Annotated in this window: 14 protein-coding genes and 1 riboswitch; of the genes, 11 read left to right on the forward strand and 3 right to left on the reverse strand. The window is 68.2% G+C overall.

Translation table 11 applies throughout. The features are described from left to right. Positions 1-43: 43 nt before the first annotated feature. The 4 genes from ctaC (at position 44) to OG386_RS30565 (ending at position 4,513) form a co-directional block, all read left to right on the forward strand. Positions 44-1,018 carry an aa3-type cytochrome oxidase subunit II gene (ctaC, locus tag OG386_RS30550; protein ID WP_266597468.1) on the forward strand — a complete coding sequence of 325 codons (975 nt, stop codon included), beginning with the start codon at positions 44-46 and terminating at the stop codon, positions 1,016-1,018. Next, entirely contained in the window at positions 1,015-2,745 is a 1,731-nt protein-coding gene (gene ctaD, locus OG386_RS30555) for an aa3-type cytochrome oxidase subunit I (protein WP_328790771.1), read from the forward strand. Before ctaC ends, ctaD begins: the two co-directional genes overlap by 4 nt. Further along, a complete protein-coding gene (locus tag OG386_RS30560) occupies positions 2,742-3,140 on the forward strand; it encodes a cytochrome c oxidase subunit 4 (protein WP_053692942.1) in 399 nt (132 codons plus the stop codon). The genes ctaD and OG386_RS30560 overlap by 4 nt, the downstream gene beginning before the upstream one ends. Before the next feature lie 125 nt (positions 3,141-3,265). Then, positions 3,266-4,513, forward strand: coding sequence for a L,D-transpeptidase (locus OG386_RS30565; RefSeq protein WP_328790772.1), 1,248 nt, complete (start codon positions 3,266-3,268; stop codon positions 4,511-4,513). A 108-nt stretch (positions 4,514-4,621) separates the two neighbouring features. On the opposite strand, the gene OG386_RS30570 is transcribed toward OG386_RS30565, so the two are convergent. Continuing rightward, complete coding sequence (locus tag OG386_RS30570) at positions 4,622-5,023, reverse strand: hypothetical protein (protein WP_266597477.1); 402 nt, start codon at positions 5,021-5,023, stop codon at positions 4,622-4,624. Positions 5,024-5,222: 199 nt separating this feature from the next. On the opposite strand from OG386_RS30570, the gene ctaE reads away from it, so the two are divergent. The 7 genes from ctaE (at position 5,223) to OG386_RS30605 (ending at position 13,066) form a co-directional block, all read left to right on the forward strand. After that, positions 5,223-5,843, forward strand: coding sequence for an aa3-type cytochrome oxidase subunit III (ctaE, locus tag OG386_RS30575; RefSeq protein WP_328790773.1), 621 nt, complete (start codon positions 5,223-5,225; stop codon positions 5,841-5,843). 76 nt (positions 5,844-5,919) lie between these two features. Beyond that, a complete protein-coding gene (qcrC, locus tag OG386_RS30580; RefSeq protein ID WP_266597481.1) occupies positions 5,920-6,729 on the forward strand; it encodes a cytochrome bc1 complex diheme cytochrome c subunit in 810 nt (269 codons plus the stop codon). Continuing rightward, complete coding sequence (qcrA, locus tag OG386_RS30585) at positions 6,726-7,781, forward strand: cytochrome bc1 complex Rieske iron-sulfur subunit (protein WP_328790774.1); 1,056 nt, start codon at positions 6,726-6,728, stop codon at positions 7,779-7,781. Before qcrC ends, qcrA begins: the two co-directional genes overlap by 4 nt. Then, on the forward strand, positions 7,778-9,403 hold the full coding sequence (gene qcrB, locus OG386_RS30590) for a cytochrome bc1 complex cytochrome b subunit (protein WP_327385890.1): 1,626 nt from the start codon (positions 7,778-7,780) through the stop codon (positions 9,401-9,403). Before qcrA ends, qcrB begins: the two co-directional genes overlap by 4 nt. Positions 9,404-9,582: 179 nt before the next feature. Further along, positions 9,583-10,647 (forward strand): anthranilate phosphoribosyltransferase, encoded by a 1,065-nt coding sequence (trpD, locus tag OG386_RS30595; RefSeq protein ID WP_327385891.1) that lies wholly within the window; start codon positions 9,583-9,585, stop codon positions 10,645-10,647. Positions 10,648-10,738: 91 nt separating this feature from the next. Then, positions 10,739-10,855, forward strand: a riboswitch (SAM riboswitch). A gap of 224 nt (positions 10,856-11,079) precedes the next feature. Next, a complete protein-coding gene (locus OG386_RS30600) occupies positions 11,080-12,471 on the forward strand; it encodes an aminotransferase class V-fold PLP-dependent enzyme (RefSeq protein ID WP_328790775.1) in 1,392 nt (463 codons plus the stop codon). A 13-nt stretch (positions 12,472-12,484) separates the two neighbouring features. After that, entirely contained in the window at positions 12,485-13,066 is a 582-nt protein-coding gene (locus tag OG386_RS30605) for a ferredoxin (protein ID WP_328790776.1), read from the forward strand. Positions 13,067-13,282: 216 nt separating this feature from the next. On the opposite strand, the gene OG386_RS30610 is transcribed toward OG386_RS30605, so the two are convergent. Beyond that, a complete protein-coding gene (locus OG386_RS30610; RefSeq protein ID WP_030013053.1) occupies positions 13,283-13,564 on the reverse strand; it encodes an Lrp/AsnC family transcriptional regulator in 282 nt (93 codons plus the stop codon). Continuing rightward, positions 13,561-14,295 (reverse strand): rhomboid family intramembrane serine protease, encoded by a 735-nt coding sequence (locus tag OG386_RS30615; RefSeq protein ID WP_328790777.1) that lies wholly within the window; start codon positions 14,293-14,295, stop codon positions 13,561-13,563. Before OG386_RS30615 ends, OG386_RS30610 begins: the two co-directional genes overlap by 4 nt. Positions 14,296-14,327: the final 32 nt, after the last annotated feature.

Consider the following 14,327-nt stretch of genomic DNA (forward strand, 5'->3'; position numbering starts at 1 on the left):
CCGCGGCCGGCCGCGCGGGCCGAGACTCTCGGGAAGGCGCTACGTGAGTCCCTACGGCTCCGACCGCTCGCCGCGGCGCCCGATGCGGCGGAAGCTGCTGCAGGCGCTGACTGCGGGCGTGGTCCTGGCGACCGCCACTGGTTGCTCGTATACATGGAAAGACTTCCCCCGCCTCGGAATGCCGACTCCGGTAACCGAGGAGGCGCCGCGCATCCTCTCCCTGTGGCAGGGATCCTGGGCGGCCGCGCTGGTCACGGGCATCCTCGTGTGGGGCCTGATCATCTGGAGCGTCATCTTCCACCGGCGCAGCCGGACGAAGATCGAGGTCCCTGCGCAGACCCGGTACAACATGCCCATCGAGGCGCTGTACACCGTGGTCCCGCTCATCATCGTCTCGGTGCTCTTCTACTTCACCGCTCGTGACGAGTCGAAGCTGCTGGCCCTCACCCCGAAGCCGCCGCACACGATCAACGTGATCGGCTTCCAGTGGAGCTGGGGCTTCAACTACGTCGAGAACGTCGACGGCGACGCGGCGACCCCGAAGGCGGGCGCGGTCCCCAAGGAGCTGGCCTCCATCCCGGACCGCTTCACCAAGGACTTCCCGGCGGGCGCCGAGGGCGTCTACCAGAAGGGCGTCCCGGGCGACCGGAACCCCCAGACGGGCAACCCGGGTCCGACCCTGGTCCTCCCCAAGGGCGAGAAGGTCCGTTTCATCCTGTCGTCGAACGACGTGATCCACTCCTTCTGGGTGGTCCCGTTCCTGTTCAAGCAGGACGTCATTCCGGGCCACACCAACGTCTTCGAGGTCACCCCGTCCGAATACGGCACCTTCATGGGCAAGTGCGCCGAGCTCTGCGGCGTTGACCACTCCCGGATGCTCTTCAACGTCAAGGTGGTCTCCCCCGAGGAGTACCGGGCGTACCTGAAGGATCTGGCGGAGAAGGGTCAGACCGGCTACCTCCCGGCCGGCATCCAGCAGACCGACCCGGCCCGGAATGCGGAAGTGAACAAACTGTGAGCATCCTCAACGAATCCCAGGGTGCCGCCGCCGACTCGTATGAGAACGAGCTGCCGGTACGGCGCAAGCAGCCGGGCAACGTGGTCGTGAAGTGGCTGACCACGACCGACCACAAGACCATCGGCACGATGTACCTGGTCACGTCGTTCGTGTTCTTCATCATCGGCGGCCTGCTGGCGCTCTTCATGCGTGCCGAGCTGGCCCGTCCGGGCACGCAGATCATGTCGAACGAGCAGTTCAACCAGGCGTTCACCATGCATGGCACGATCATGCTGCTGATGTTCGCCACCCCGCTCTTCGCGGGCTTCGCCAACTGGATCATGCCGCTGCAGATCGGTGCGCCCGACGTGGCGTTCCCGCGGCTGAACATGTTCGCGTACTGGCTGTACCTCTTCGGCTCGACCATCGCGGTGGCCGGCTTCGTCACGCCGAACGGCGCCGCCGACTTCGGTTGGTTCGCCTACTCCCCGCTGTCGGACGCGGTCCGGTCGCCGGGCATCGGCGCCGACATGTGGATCATGGGTCTGGCCTTCTCCGGCTTCGGAACCATCCTCGGCTCGGTCAACTTCATCACCACGATCATCTGCATGCGCGCTCCCGGCATGACGATGTTCCGCATGCCGATCTTCACCTGGAACGTGCTGCTGACCGGTGTTCTGGTCCTGCTCGCCTTCCCGGTGCTGGCCGCCGCGCTCTTCGCGCTGGAGGCCGACCGCAAGTTCGGTGCGCACGTATTCGATTCCGCCAACGGCGGCGCATTGCTATGGCAGCACCTCTTCTGGTTCTTCGGGCACCCAGAGGTGTACATCATCGCGCTGCCATTCTTCGGAATCGTCTCCGAGATCATTCCGGTCTTCAGCCGCAAGCCGATGTTCGGCTACATCGGCCTGATCGCCGCGACGATCGCGATCGCCGGTCTCTCCGTGACCGTGTGGGCCCACCACATGTACGTCACCGGTGGTGTGCTGCTGCCGTTCTTCTCCTTCATGACCTTCCTGATCGCGGTACCGACCGGTGTGAAGTTCTTCAACTGGATCGGCACCATGTGGAAGGGCTCGCTGTCCTTCGAGACCCCGATGCTCTGGACGATCGGCTTCCTGGTCACCTTCACCTTCGGTGGTCTGACCGGCGTCATCCTGGCCTCGCCCCCGATGGACTTCCACGTCTCCGACTCGTACTTCGTCGTCGCGCACTTCCACTACGTCGTCTTCGGCACCGTGGTGTTCGCGATGTTCGCCGGATTCCACTTCTGGTGGCCGAAGTTCACGGGCAAGATGCTGGACGAGCGTCTCGGCAAGATGACGTTCTGGACGCTGTTCGTCGGCTTCCACGGCACCTTCCTGGTGCAGCACTGGCTCGGTGCCGAGGGCATGCCGCGTCGTTACGCGGACTACCTCGCCGCCGACGGTTTCACCGCGCTGAACACGATCTCGACGATCAGCTCGTTCGTGCTCGGCCTGTCGATGCTGCCGTTCATGTACAACGTCTGGAAGACCGCCAAGTACGGCAAGAAGATCGAGGTCGACGACCCGTGGGGTTACGGCCGTTCGCTCGAGTGGGCGACGTCCTGCCCGCCGCCGCGGCACAACTTCCTCACCCTGCCGCGGATCCGTTCCGAGTCCCCGGCGTTCGACCTGCACCACCCTGAGATCGCGGCCCTCGACCACCTCGAGGACCACAGCGTCGCCGCCCAGGCCGTCACCGGCGGCAAGGAGGCCGACAAGTGAAGATCCAGGGCAAGATGTTCCTCTGGCTCTCCTTCTTCATCCTGATCATGGCCGTCGTGTACGGCGTGTGGTCGAAGGAGCCCGTCGGTACCACCGCGCTCTTCCTGGCCTTCGGCCTGAGCGTCATGATCGGCTACTACCTGGCCTTCACGGCCAAGCGCGTCGACGAGATGGCCCAGGACAACCTGGAGGCCGACGTCGCCGACGAGGCGGGCGAGCTGGGGTTCTTCTCCCCGCACAGCTGGCAGCCGCTCTCGCTCGGCATCGGCGGTGCGCTCGCGTTCATGGGCGTCATCTTCGGCTGGTGGCTCATGTACTTCTCGGCCCCGATCATCATGATCGGCCTGTGGGGCTGGGTGTACGAGTACTACCGCGGTGAGAACCAGAACCAGTAGCAACACCTTCGCGGCCGCGCCGCGACGCACTTGGGGCCCGGGCACCTCCTTCAGGAGGAGCCCGGGCCCCTCGTTTGCAGTCACCCCGCGCGCCGTAATTGTCATATCTTCATAGCGTTGGCTCCATGAAGCACTCACCGCGTCTTTGGACGGTACTCAGCTGCTCCCTGCTGGTCGCGTCCCTCGGGGCCGGCGCCACCGCATGCGGGTCCGGCGACAAGAACCCGCTGTCAGCCCGCCCGTACGACGCGGGCGATCAGGTCGCCTTCAACCAGCGCGCCGACAGCCGCCCCGTGGACCCCGACCGGCCCCTCGAAATCACCGCCAAGAGCGGCGGCGGCCGGATCACCGACGTGCTGGCCGTGGACACCCACGGCCGCCGCCTGGCGGGCGAACTGAGCGCCAAGGGGGACCGCTGGCACAGCACGACCCCGATGGCCTCAGGCGTCCGCTACACGGTCACCGTGAGCACCGAGGACGAGCGGGGCGCCCCCGGGCAGCGCACGCTCACCTTCGACACCACCCCGTCCAAGGGGATCCTGAAGGTCGAGTTCGGCCCGGACGCGGGCAAGTACGGCGTCGGGCAGCCCATCACCGCCGAACTCAGCGAGCCGGTCAAGGACAAGGCCGCCCGCGCCATCGTGGAACGGGGCCTCGTCGTCGACGCCCCGCCCGGCGTCGAGGGCGCCTGGCACTGGGTGGACGACAAGAACCTCCACTACCGGCCCAAGGACTACTGGCCAGCCAACTCCGCCGTCTCCGTACGGAGCAACCTGGAGGGCGTCCGGATCACCGACGAGCTCCACGGGGCCGTCGCCAAGCCGCTGAAGCTGGAGATCGGGGACCGGGTCGAGGTCACCACCGACGCCTCCTCGCACTACCTCACGTTCAAGCGCAACGGAGAAGTGATCAACACCATTCCGGTGACCACCGGAAAGCCCGGCTTCTCCACCCGCAACGGCATCAAGGTGGTGCTGGGCAAGCAGTACTTCGTACAGATGCGCGGCGACACCGTCGGCATCGGCGGCAGCGAGTACTACAACCTGCCCGTCTACTACGCCACCCGCGTCACCTGGAGTGGTGAATACGTCCACGCCGCACCGTGGTCCGTCGGCTCCCAGGGCTACGAGAACGTCAGCCACGGCTGCACGGGCATGAGCACCGGCAACGCCGCCTGGTTCTACGAGAACATCACCGAGGGCGACGTCGTCCAGGTGATCAACAGCATCGGCGACGACATGGACGTCTTCGGCAACGGCTTCGGCGACTGGAACATGGACTGGAAGGACTGGCGCCAGGGCAGCGCCCTGCTCAAGGGCACCCAGGAGGGCCGCAGTCCGGTCGACCAGGCCCGCCTGCGCCCCAGCGTCTAGGCGGTCCCGGGCCGGCCCCTCCCCCCGGACGGCGTCCGGGGGGAGAATTCCCGGCCCGTTCACCCGTACGGCCCCCAAGGGGCGCACACGGGCGCTCAGGGGGTCGTATCAGGCGTCCAGGGACAGACGGGTCCTCAGGAGGCCCGCCAGGGTGTCCGCGAACTGCACCGGGTCCACCGGAAGGGTCACGGCGGCGTCCGCGCGGCTCCACGTGGCCAGCCAGGCGTCCTGGGGGCGCCCCATCAGCAACAGCACCGGCGGACACCGGAAGATCTCGTCCTTGATCTGTCGGCACACGCCCATGCCCCCGGCCGGAACCGCCTCGCCGTCCAGCACGCACACGTCGATGCCGCCCGCGTCCAGCTCCGTCAGGACCGCCGGCAGCGTCGCGCACTCCAGGAACTCCACCGGCGGCAGGTCCGCGGCGGGCCTGCGTCCTGCCGCCAGCCGCACCTGCTCCCGGGTGCCCGCGTCATCGCTGTAGACCAGAACCCGCGCAGTCGCCCGCATTTCGTTCCTCCACGTGGCCGTGAATCACGTTGATGTTGCGCGGGATGCTACTCCTCCCGGTGCGCGGTCAACATCGGTTCGAACATGTCGCAGGTGACCGCGCTGAGGGCTCATCTGATGGGCCGTTCGGGCCTTGCACACGCCCCTGACACTCCGAACGGCACCCCCCGGGGTGAGGGCGGGATAAGCGACCGACATAATGTCGGTCGTGGCGACAGCAACGACAGTAGATACCGGGCACGCGCACCCGACGGTCAACCGGCCGAACCTCGTCAGCGTCGGAACCATCATCTGGTTGAGTTCCGAGCTGATGTTCTTCGCGGCCCTCTTCGCGATGTACTTCACCCTGCGATCCGTGATGGGTCCCGAGTTCTGGACAGAGCAGGCCTCGGCCCTGAATCTGCCCTTCTCGGCGACGAACACGACGATCCTGGTGCTTTCCTCGCTCACCTGCCAGCTCGGCGTATTCGCCGCCGAGCGCGGTGACGTGAAGAAGCTCCGGACGTGGTTCATCATCACGTTCGTCATGGGTGCGATCTTCATTGGCGGCCAGGTGTTCGAGTACACCGAGCTGGTCAAGCATGAGGGCCTGTCCCTCTCGTCAGACCCCTACGGCTCGGTGTTCTACCTGACCACCGGCTTCCACGGTCTGCACGTGACGGGCGGTCTCATCGCCTTCCTGCTGGTCCTCGGCCGGACGTACGCGGCCAAGAGGTTCACCCACGAACAGGCCACGTCGGCCATCGTCGTGTCCTACTACTGGCACTTCGTCGACGTCGTCTGGATCGGCCTCTTCGCGACGATCTACCTGATCAAGTAGCGAACACGTCACCGGGCGAGACCCGGCATTCCATCCAGACACACCGACGCAGAAGATCCTGACACCGGGGTAATCCGTGAAAAAGCTCTCCGCACGACGACGCCATCCGCTGGCGGCGGTCGTCGTTCTACTCCTCGCGCTGGCGGCCACTGGGGGGCTGTACGCCGCCTTCGCCCCCGCGGGCAAGGCGCAGGCCGATGAAACCGCCCAGTCCCTCGCCATCGAGGAGGGCAAGAAGCTCTACGCCGTGGGTTGCGCAAGCTGCCACGGAACCGGCGGTCAGGGTTCCTCTGACGGCCCGAGCCTGGTCGGCGTCGGCTCCGCGGCCGTCGACTTCCAGGTGAGCACGGGCCGCATGCCCGCCCAGCAGCCCGGCGCCCAGGTGCCGAAGAAGCCCGTCATCTACGACCAGGCGCAGATCGACCAGCTGGCCGCGTACATCGCGTCCCTCGGCGCCGGTCCGATCACGCCGACCGCGAAGCAGTACGACCCGGCGGGCGCCGACATCGCCAACGGTGGTGAGCTCTTCCGCAACAACTGCGCGCAGTGCCACAACTTCACCGGCGAAGGCGGCGCGCTGACGAACGGCAAGTACGCCCCCAACCTTGAGGACGTCTCGCCGAAGCACATCTACGAGGCCATGCAGACCGGCCCGCAGAACATGCCCTCCTTCCCCGACAGCACCATGCCGGAGAAGCAGAAGAAGGACATCATCGCGTACCTCCAGAACGTGAACGGCGAGAAGTCGACCAGCCCCGGCGGCCTGAAGCTCGGTGGCCTCGGCCCCGTCTCCGAGGGTCTGTTCGGCTGGATCTTCGCCCTGGGTGCGCTGATCGCTGTCGCCGTCTGGGTCGCGGCCCACACCGCTAAGGCCAAGAAGTCATGAGTAGCCAAGAGATTCCCGAAGACAAGCACCTGCCGAGTGAGCAGGGCGACGCCCACCACGGCGTAGCGGTCGCGGACGACCCGTTCGCCGACCCGGGCCTGCCGGTCCACAAGCCGCGCATCCAGGACATCGACGAGCGGGCGGCGAAGCGCTCCGAGCGCACCGTCGCGATGCTCTTCACGCTGTCGATGCTGGCGACGATCGCCTTCATCGCGTCCTACGTGATCTTCCCGGTCGACAAGATCGTCTACATCTTCCCCATCGGGAAGGTCAGCGCGCTCAACTTCTCCCTGGGCATGACCCTGGGCGTGGCCCTCTTCTGCATCGGCGCGGGCGCGGTCCACTGGGCCCGCACCCTGATGTCCGACGTCGAGGTCGCCGCCGAGCGCCACGAGATCGCCGCTCCGCCGGAGGTCAAGGCGCAGGTCCTGCAGGACTTCGCCGACGGCGCGAACGAGTCCGGCATCGGTCGCCGGCCCCTGATCCGCAACACGCTGCTGGGCGCGATGGCCATGGTGCCGCTCGCCGGCGTCATGCTGCTGCGCGACCTGGGCCCGCTGCCCGAGGACAAGCTGCGCAAGACCGTGTGGGCCAAGGGCAAGCTGCTCATCAACGACAACACGAACGAGCCGCTGCGTCCCGAGGACGTGTACGTCGGGTCGCTGACCTTCGCCAGGCCGGAAGGCCTGGAGGAGGAGCAGCACGACTTCCAGGTCCAGATCGCCAAGGCCGCCCTGATGATCGTCCGTATCCAGCCGGACGACATCAAGGACAAGAAGGAACTGGAGTGGTCCCACGACGGGATCGTGGCCTACTCCAAGATCTGCACCCACGTCGGCTGCCCGATCAGCCTGTACGAGCAGCAGACGCACCACGTGCTCTGCCCGTGCCACCAGTCCACCTTCGACCTCTCCGACGGCGCCCGTGTCATCTTCGGCCCGGCCGGTCACGCGCTTCCGCAGCTGCGGATCGGCGTGAATGACGAAGGCTTCCTCGAAGCGCTCGGCGACTTCGAAGAGCCCGTCGGTCCTGCATTCTGGGAGCGCGGATGAGCACCAGCGTCAACAACGAGCGCAAAGCGCCGGCCGGCGAGCGCGTAGCGGACTGGGCGGACGGCCGCCTGGGCATCTACGGCCTGGCCAAGGCCAACATGCGCAAGATCTTCCCGGACCACTGGTCCTTCATGCTGGGTGAGATCTGCCTCTACAGCTTCATCATCATCATCCTCACGGGTGTGTACCTGACGCTGTTCTTCCACCCGAGCATGAACGAGGTCGTGTACCACGGCTCGTACGTGCCGATGCAGGGCGTCATGATGTCCGAGGCATTCGCCTCGACGCTCGACATCAGCTTCGACGTCCGCGGTGGCCTGCTGATCCGTCAGATCCACCACTGGGCAGCGCTGATCTTCGTCGCGGCCATGGTCGTGCACATGATGCGCGTCTTCTTCACCGGCGCGTTCCGCAAGCCGCGTGAGGTCAACTGGATCTTCGGCTTCCTGCTGCTGGTCCTCGGCATGTTCACCGGCTTCACCGGTTACTCGCTGCCGGACGACCTGCTCTCGGGTACCGGTGTCCGCTTCATGCAGGGCGCCATCCTGTCCGTCCCGGTCGTCGGCACGTACCTGTCGATGTTCCTGTTCGGCGGGGAGTTCCCGGGCGGCGACTTCGTCGCGCGGTTCTACTCGGTGCACATCCTGCTACTGCCCGGCATCATGATGGGCCTGCTCGTGGCCCACCTGATCCTGGTCTTCTACCACAAGCACACCCAGTTCGCGGGTCCCGGCAAGACGAACGACAACGTCGTCGGCATGCCGCTGCTGCCGGTCTACATGGCCAAGGCCGGAGGCTTCTTCTTCCTGGTCTTCGGTGTCATCGCGGCCGTCGCGGCCGTCGCCACGATCAACCCGATCTGGGCGCTCGGCCCGTACCGCCCGGACCACGTGTCCACCGGCGCGCAGCCCGACTGGTACATGGGTATGCCGGAAGGCCTGATCCGAGCCATGCCCGGCTGGGAGATCAACATGTGGGGCCACACGCTCGTCCTGGGCGTGTTCATCCCGCTGCTGCTCTTCCCGCTGGTGCTCGGCGCGATCGCCGTCTGGCCGTTCATCGAGTCCTGGGTCACCGGGGACAAGCGCGAGCACCACATCCTGGACCGCCCGCGCAACGTCCCGACCCGTACGGCCTTCGGTGTCGCCTGGATCGCGGAGTACATCGTGCTCCTCATCGGCGGTGGCAACGACATGTTCGCCCAGTACTTCCACCTGTCGATCAACTCGATCACCTGGTTCGTCCGGATCGGCTTCTTCGTCGTCCCGGTCCTCGCCTTCATCGTCACCAAGCGGATCTGCCTCGGCCTCCAGCGCCGGGACCACGACAAGGTGCTGCACGGTCGCGAGACCGGCATCATCAAGCGTCTGCCGCACGGTGAGTTCGTCGAGGTCCACGAGCCGCTCCCGGCGGGCCAGCTGCACAAGCTCACCGCGCACGAGCAGTACAAGCCGTACGAGATCGGCCCGACGGTCGACGAGAACGGTGTCGAGCGCAAGGTGAAGGCCACCGAGAAGCTGCGCGCGAAGCTCAGCAAGGGCCTCTACGGCGAGAACAACCAGATTCCGAAGCCCACGGTGGAGGAATACAAGGAGATCCAGTCCGGCCACGGCCACCACTGATCCCCGCATGAACGCATGAGGGACTGATTTCGGTCAGTCCTGGTGTCGCCACGGCGAGAGCCCCGTCCAGTGTCTGGACGGGGCTCTTTGCCGTAACCGGGGCTGGATAGGCTGAACCCTGACCGATCAGACGTGGGCGCCGGAAAATGGGGGCGGCCCACCGACAGCAGGAGCGGACCATGAACGTTGCGACCCCGGCAGGCGGCGACAGCGTGGCGGCCCGTGGCTGGCCGGGCGTTCTCGACGCTCTGCTGACGGGCCAGGACCTGCGCGCGGAGGACACCGCCTGGGCCATGGACCGGATCATGCGGGGGGAGGCCACCGACGCCCAGATCGCCGGCTTCACGGTCGCGCTGCGGGCCAAGGGGGAGACGGTCGAGGAGATCAACGGCCTCGTACGGGCGATGTACGCGCACGCCAACCTGATCGAGGTGCCGGGCCGTACGGTGGACATCGTCGGCACCGGCGGCGACGGGGCCAAAACGGTGAACATCTCCACGATGTCGGCGATCGTGGTGGCCGGTACCGGCGCCAAGGTCGTCAAGCACGGCAACCGGGCCGCGTCCTCCGCGAGCGGGTCCTCGGACGTCCTGGAGAAGCTCGGGGTGAACCTCCAGCTGAGCCGGGAGCGGGTCGTGGAGGTCGCCGAGGAGGCCGGCATCACCTTCTGCTTCGCCGTGAAGTTCCACCCGGCACTGCGCCATGTGGCCGCGGCCCGCAAGGAACTGGGCATCCGGACCTTCTTCAACGCGCTGGGCCCGCTGACCAACCCGGCCCGGGTGCGCGCCCAGGCGACCGGCGTGGCCGATCCCCGGATGGCCCCGATCATCGCCGGCGTGCTCGCCGCGCGGGGCTCCTCCGCCCTGGTCTTCCGGGGCGACGACGGCCTGGACGAACTGACCACGACGTCGACCTCGCGCATCTGGTGGGTCCGCGACGGCAAGGTCTCCGAGCGGGCCTTCGACCCCCGTGACGTGGGCATCTCCCTGGTCGACGTCTCCGCCCTGGCCGGCGGGGACCCCTCGTACAACGCGGACGTGGCCCGCCGCCTGCTGGCCGGCGAGACCGGCCCGGTCCGCGACGCCGTCCTGCTGAACTCGGCGGCCGCCCTGGTGGCCCTCGACCCCGGCCCGGGCACCCTGGAGGAGCAGATCACCTCCGGCATCGCCCGTGCGGCGGAGTCCATCGACTCGGGTGCGGCCCGGGCCGCCCTCGAGCGCTGGGTGACGGCCAGCAACGCGTAGCGGGACGAGAACGGCGCGGAAGCGAAGACCCCGGTCCACGATGCGGACCGGGGTCTTGCGTACGCGCGATCATGTGGCAGGATGCTGAACAGGTCACGAGTGACAGCGTTTAGGCCCCGGCTTGCTGTCCGGCAACCCTCCTTCCGTGGCGGGGTGCCCCGGGTGATGACCAGGTCGTAGGCAACAAGGCCTACGGCAAGCGCGGATCCCTCGACACCAGGGGTCCTGGTCTTCTCGAGGAGCTTTTTCCGTGAGCAAGCGAATGCGATAGGGCGACTCCGCCCCTACTTCACCCCTCGGACCAGGGTCACTTCCGTGTACCCCCGCCCCGTGCGCTCCGAGGACCCTCCCCGTACCCCGGACGGCCGCAGCGCCGTACCCGCGTACGGGCACACCGAAGCCATTCAGCCCTGCCTGCCGGGAGATACCGCCATGTCCGCATCCCTGAACGCCGCCGCCCCCGCCACCGCCGCCGCAGCCACCGTCGACCCCGCCTGTGCCGAGCCGCTCGCGGTCCTCGGCCGGGACGTCACCGTCCCCCTCGTCACCGGCGGCGAGGTCACCTACGCGGCCCTCGACTACGCGGCCAGCGCCCCCGCCCTGCAGCGGGTCTGGGACGACGTGGCCGCGTACGCCCCGTACTACGGCAGCGTGCACCGCGGCGCCGGTTACCTCTCGCAGCTCTCCACCGACCTCTTCGAGCAGAGCCGGGTCACCGTCGCCGAGTTCCTCGACTGCCGCCCCACCGACCAGGTCGTCTTCACCCGGTCCACCACCGACTCGCTGAACCTGCTCGCCGCCGTACTCCCCGCCGACTGCCAGGTGTTCGTCTTCGAGACCGAGCACCACGCCTCGCTGCTGCCGTGGACGAACGCCCGGGTCACCTATCTCAACGCGCCGCGCACCCCGGCCGAGGCCGTCGCCACCCTGGAGCGCGCGCTGGCCGACCGCGACCCCTACGGCCCCGCGCTGGTCTGCGTCACCGGAGCCTCCAACGTCACCGGCGAGCTGTGGCCGGTCAAGGAACTCGCCGCCGCCGCGCACGCCCACGGCGCGCGCATCGTGCTGGACGCCGCCCAACTGGCCCCGCACCACCCCGTCTCCGTACAGGAGCTGGACGTCGACTGGGTCGCCTTCTCCGGGCACAAGCTCTACGCGCCCTTCGGCTCGGGCGTGCTCGCCGGGCGCGCCGACTGGCTCCAGCAGGCCGACCCGTACCTCGCGGGCGGCGGCGCCTCCCGCAAGGTGGCCCGGCGCGAGGACGGCGGCGTGGACGTCGAGTGGCACACCACCGCGGCCCGCCACGAGGCCGGCTCCCCGAACGTCATCGGCGTCTACTCCATCGCCTCGGCCTGCAAGGCCCTGACGGAGGCCGGCTTCGAGAACCTCGTCGCCCGCGAGCAGCACCTCATCGCGAAGGTCCGGGAAGGCCTGGCGCAGGTCCCGGAGGTCCGGATCCTCTCCCTCTTCGGGGACGACGCCCCGCGGGTCGGCGTCATCTCCTTCGTGGTGGACGGCTGGAACAGCTCCCACTTCGCCGCCGCGCTGTCCGCCGAGTACGGGATCGGCGTACGCGACGGGCTGTTCTGCGCCCACCCGCTGGTCCGCACCCTGCTGGGCAGCGAGCCGCAGGCCCAGGGCGAATGCGGAGCACCGGAGGCCGCCCCGGGCGAGCGCTCCCTCAACGCCATCCGCGTCAGCTTCGGCGCCGGCACCCCCGACGAGCACGTCGACCGCTTCGTCGGCGCCGTGAAGGAACTGGTCACCTCCGGAGCCAAGTGGCAGTACCGCACGGAGGAGGGCCGCTGCGTGCCGGCGGTGTGACACCGTAAGGATCATGAGCTACTGGGATCCGCTACCGACCGTCCGGGCCTGCGCGGAGGGCGAGCCGCTGCCGGGCCTCGCCGAGTGGGTGCCCGCGTACAACGACTCGTGGGACACCCGGCCCGAGGCGTGGCGGGAGCGCAACTGGCGCAACGTACCTGGGCCGTTCTACGGGGCGGCGACCGACACCTGCTGGGTGGGCCGGGGGGTCGCACCGGACCACATCCTGTACGACGACGAGTTCGGCCTGGAGTTCGTCTACCGCCAGCCGCGCACGCCCGAGGAGACGCACCGGGTCATGGCCGCGGCCTGGCAGGACCCGATGGCCGGTTTCGCGTGCGACGGGGACGAGCGGTGGACGCCGGAGCTGGTACGGGAGTGGTGGCGGGACCGGGGCCGGGTCCGCGAGTGGGCCGTGGGCCTGGACCGGAGCTGGTCGGCCTCGGCCCGGGCGGAGGAGCGCGAGGCGGCCGGTGGTGCCAGGGCGTACGTGGCGTACATCGACGACGGCCTCGCGGACCATCTCCGCGGCTACGTGTTCTGGCTGGCGGAACACCGCCAACCGCGTGCGGACGAACTGCTGCCGCCGCTTTGACCTGCGGCCGGCTCGGCGGTGTGGGGCTCGGTGGCGCGGATCCTTCTGCCGAGGTGGTTTCGCCTCAATCGCCAGCGGGGCTTCAAAGGGTGGGGCGGTGCCCCGCACTCTCAGCCCCGCCGGCGTTTGAGGCGCGGGTCCGGGCGGAGCCCGGTGGGGGCCGGGTACCCGCCGAGGGGCGCGGCCCGGACCGTACCGCAGACCGCGCCGGAGGCGTTACGCGTCGAGACCGATCGCGAACGCCGCTTCCAGGTCGTGCTGGGAGTACGTGCGGAAGGCCACGTGGGTGTCCGTCGCCTCGACGCCGGGGATCTTGCTGATGCGGCCGGGGATGATGTCGGCCAGGTTCTCGTGGCGGGCCACGCGGACCAGCGCGATCAGGTCGTACGTCCCCGTGACGGAGTAGACCTCGCTGACGTTCTCGAGGGCGGCGATGGACTCGGCGATCTCGGGGATCCGGTCCACGCTGGTCTTGATGAGCACGATCGCGGTGATCACGGCTGGCTGTCTCCCTCGGTGGCCGTCGCTGGTCGCCTCACTCTAGTCGTACCCCGATAGCGCGCCCACGCGTAGAGGAAGCCGAGCGAGAAGCCCACCAGATGGGCCAGATAGGCGACCCCCGGCCCGCTGCCGGCCCGCTGCGCCGCCACCCATTGGAGGGCGAACCAGAAGAGCAGCACCATCCACGCCGGGAACCGCAGCGGCAGGAAGAAGAGGAACGGGAACAGGCTCGTCACCCGCGCCCGCGGGAGCAGGAAGAGGAAGGCGCCCAGCACGGCCGAGATGGCACCGGAGGCCCCGACCAGCGTCTGCGGGGAGCCCGCGTTGGCCGCCGCGTACGCCGCCATCGCCAGGTACCCCGCACAGAGGTAGAAGACGAGGAACGCCGGGCGGCCCATCCGTTCCTCCGCCATCGCGCCGAAAACGTACAGGAAGAGCATGTTCCCGAGCAGATGCAGCCAGCTGCCGTGGACGAACAGCGCGGTCAGCGGGGTCAGCCAGGCGCGCGGGCTGCCCGTGAAGAGCTCGTCGGGGACCACGCCCCAGCGCCGGAAGTAGGCGGTCCCGGCGGACAGCAGCTCTTCCCCGGTCCCGTAGGCCGGGTTGAGCCCCGAGGCCGGGCCGAGTACGAACACCACGGCGCAGCCCGCGATCAGCGCATGGGTGACCACCGGTCCCCGGGCGGCCTCGCGAACGGCCCGCCACTTTACGATCATGTGACAGAGCATGACGTAAGGGGACCCACCTGAAGCGGTGGCAG

Origin of the sequence: Streptomyces sp. NBC_00273 (genome assembly GCF_036178145.1) — a bacterium.
In the GTDB taxonomy this organism is placed as follows: domain Bacteria; phylum Actinomycetota; class Actinomycetes; order Streptomycetales; family Streptomycetaceae; genus Streptomyces.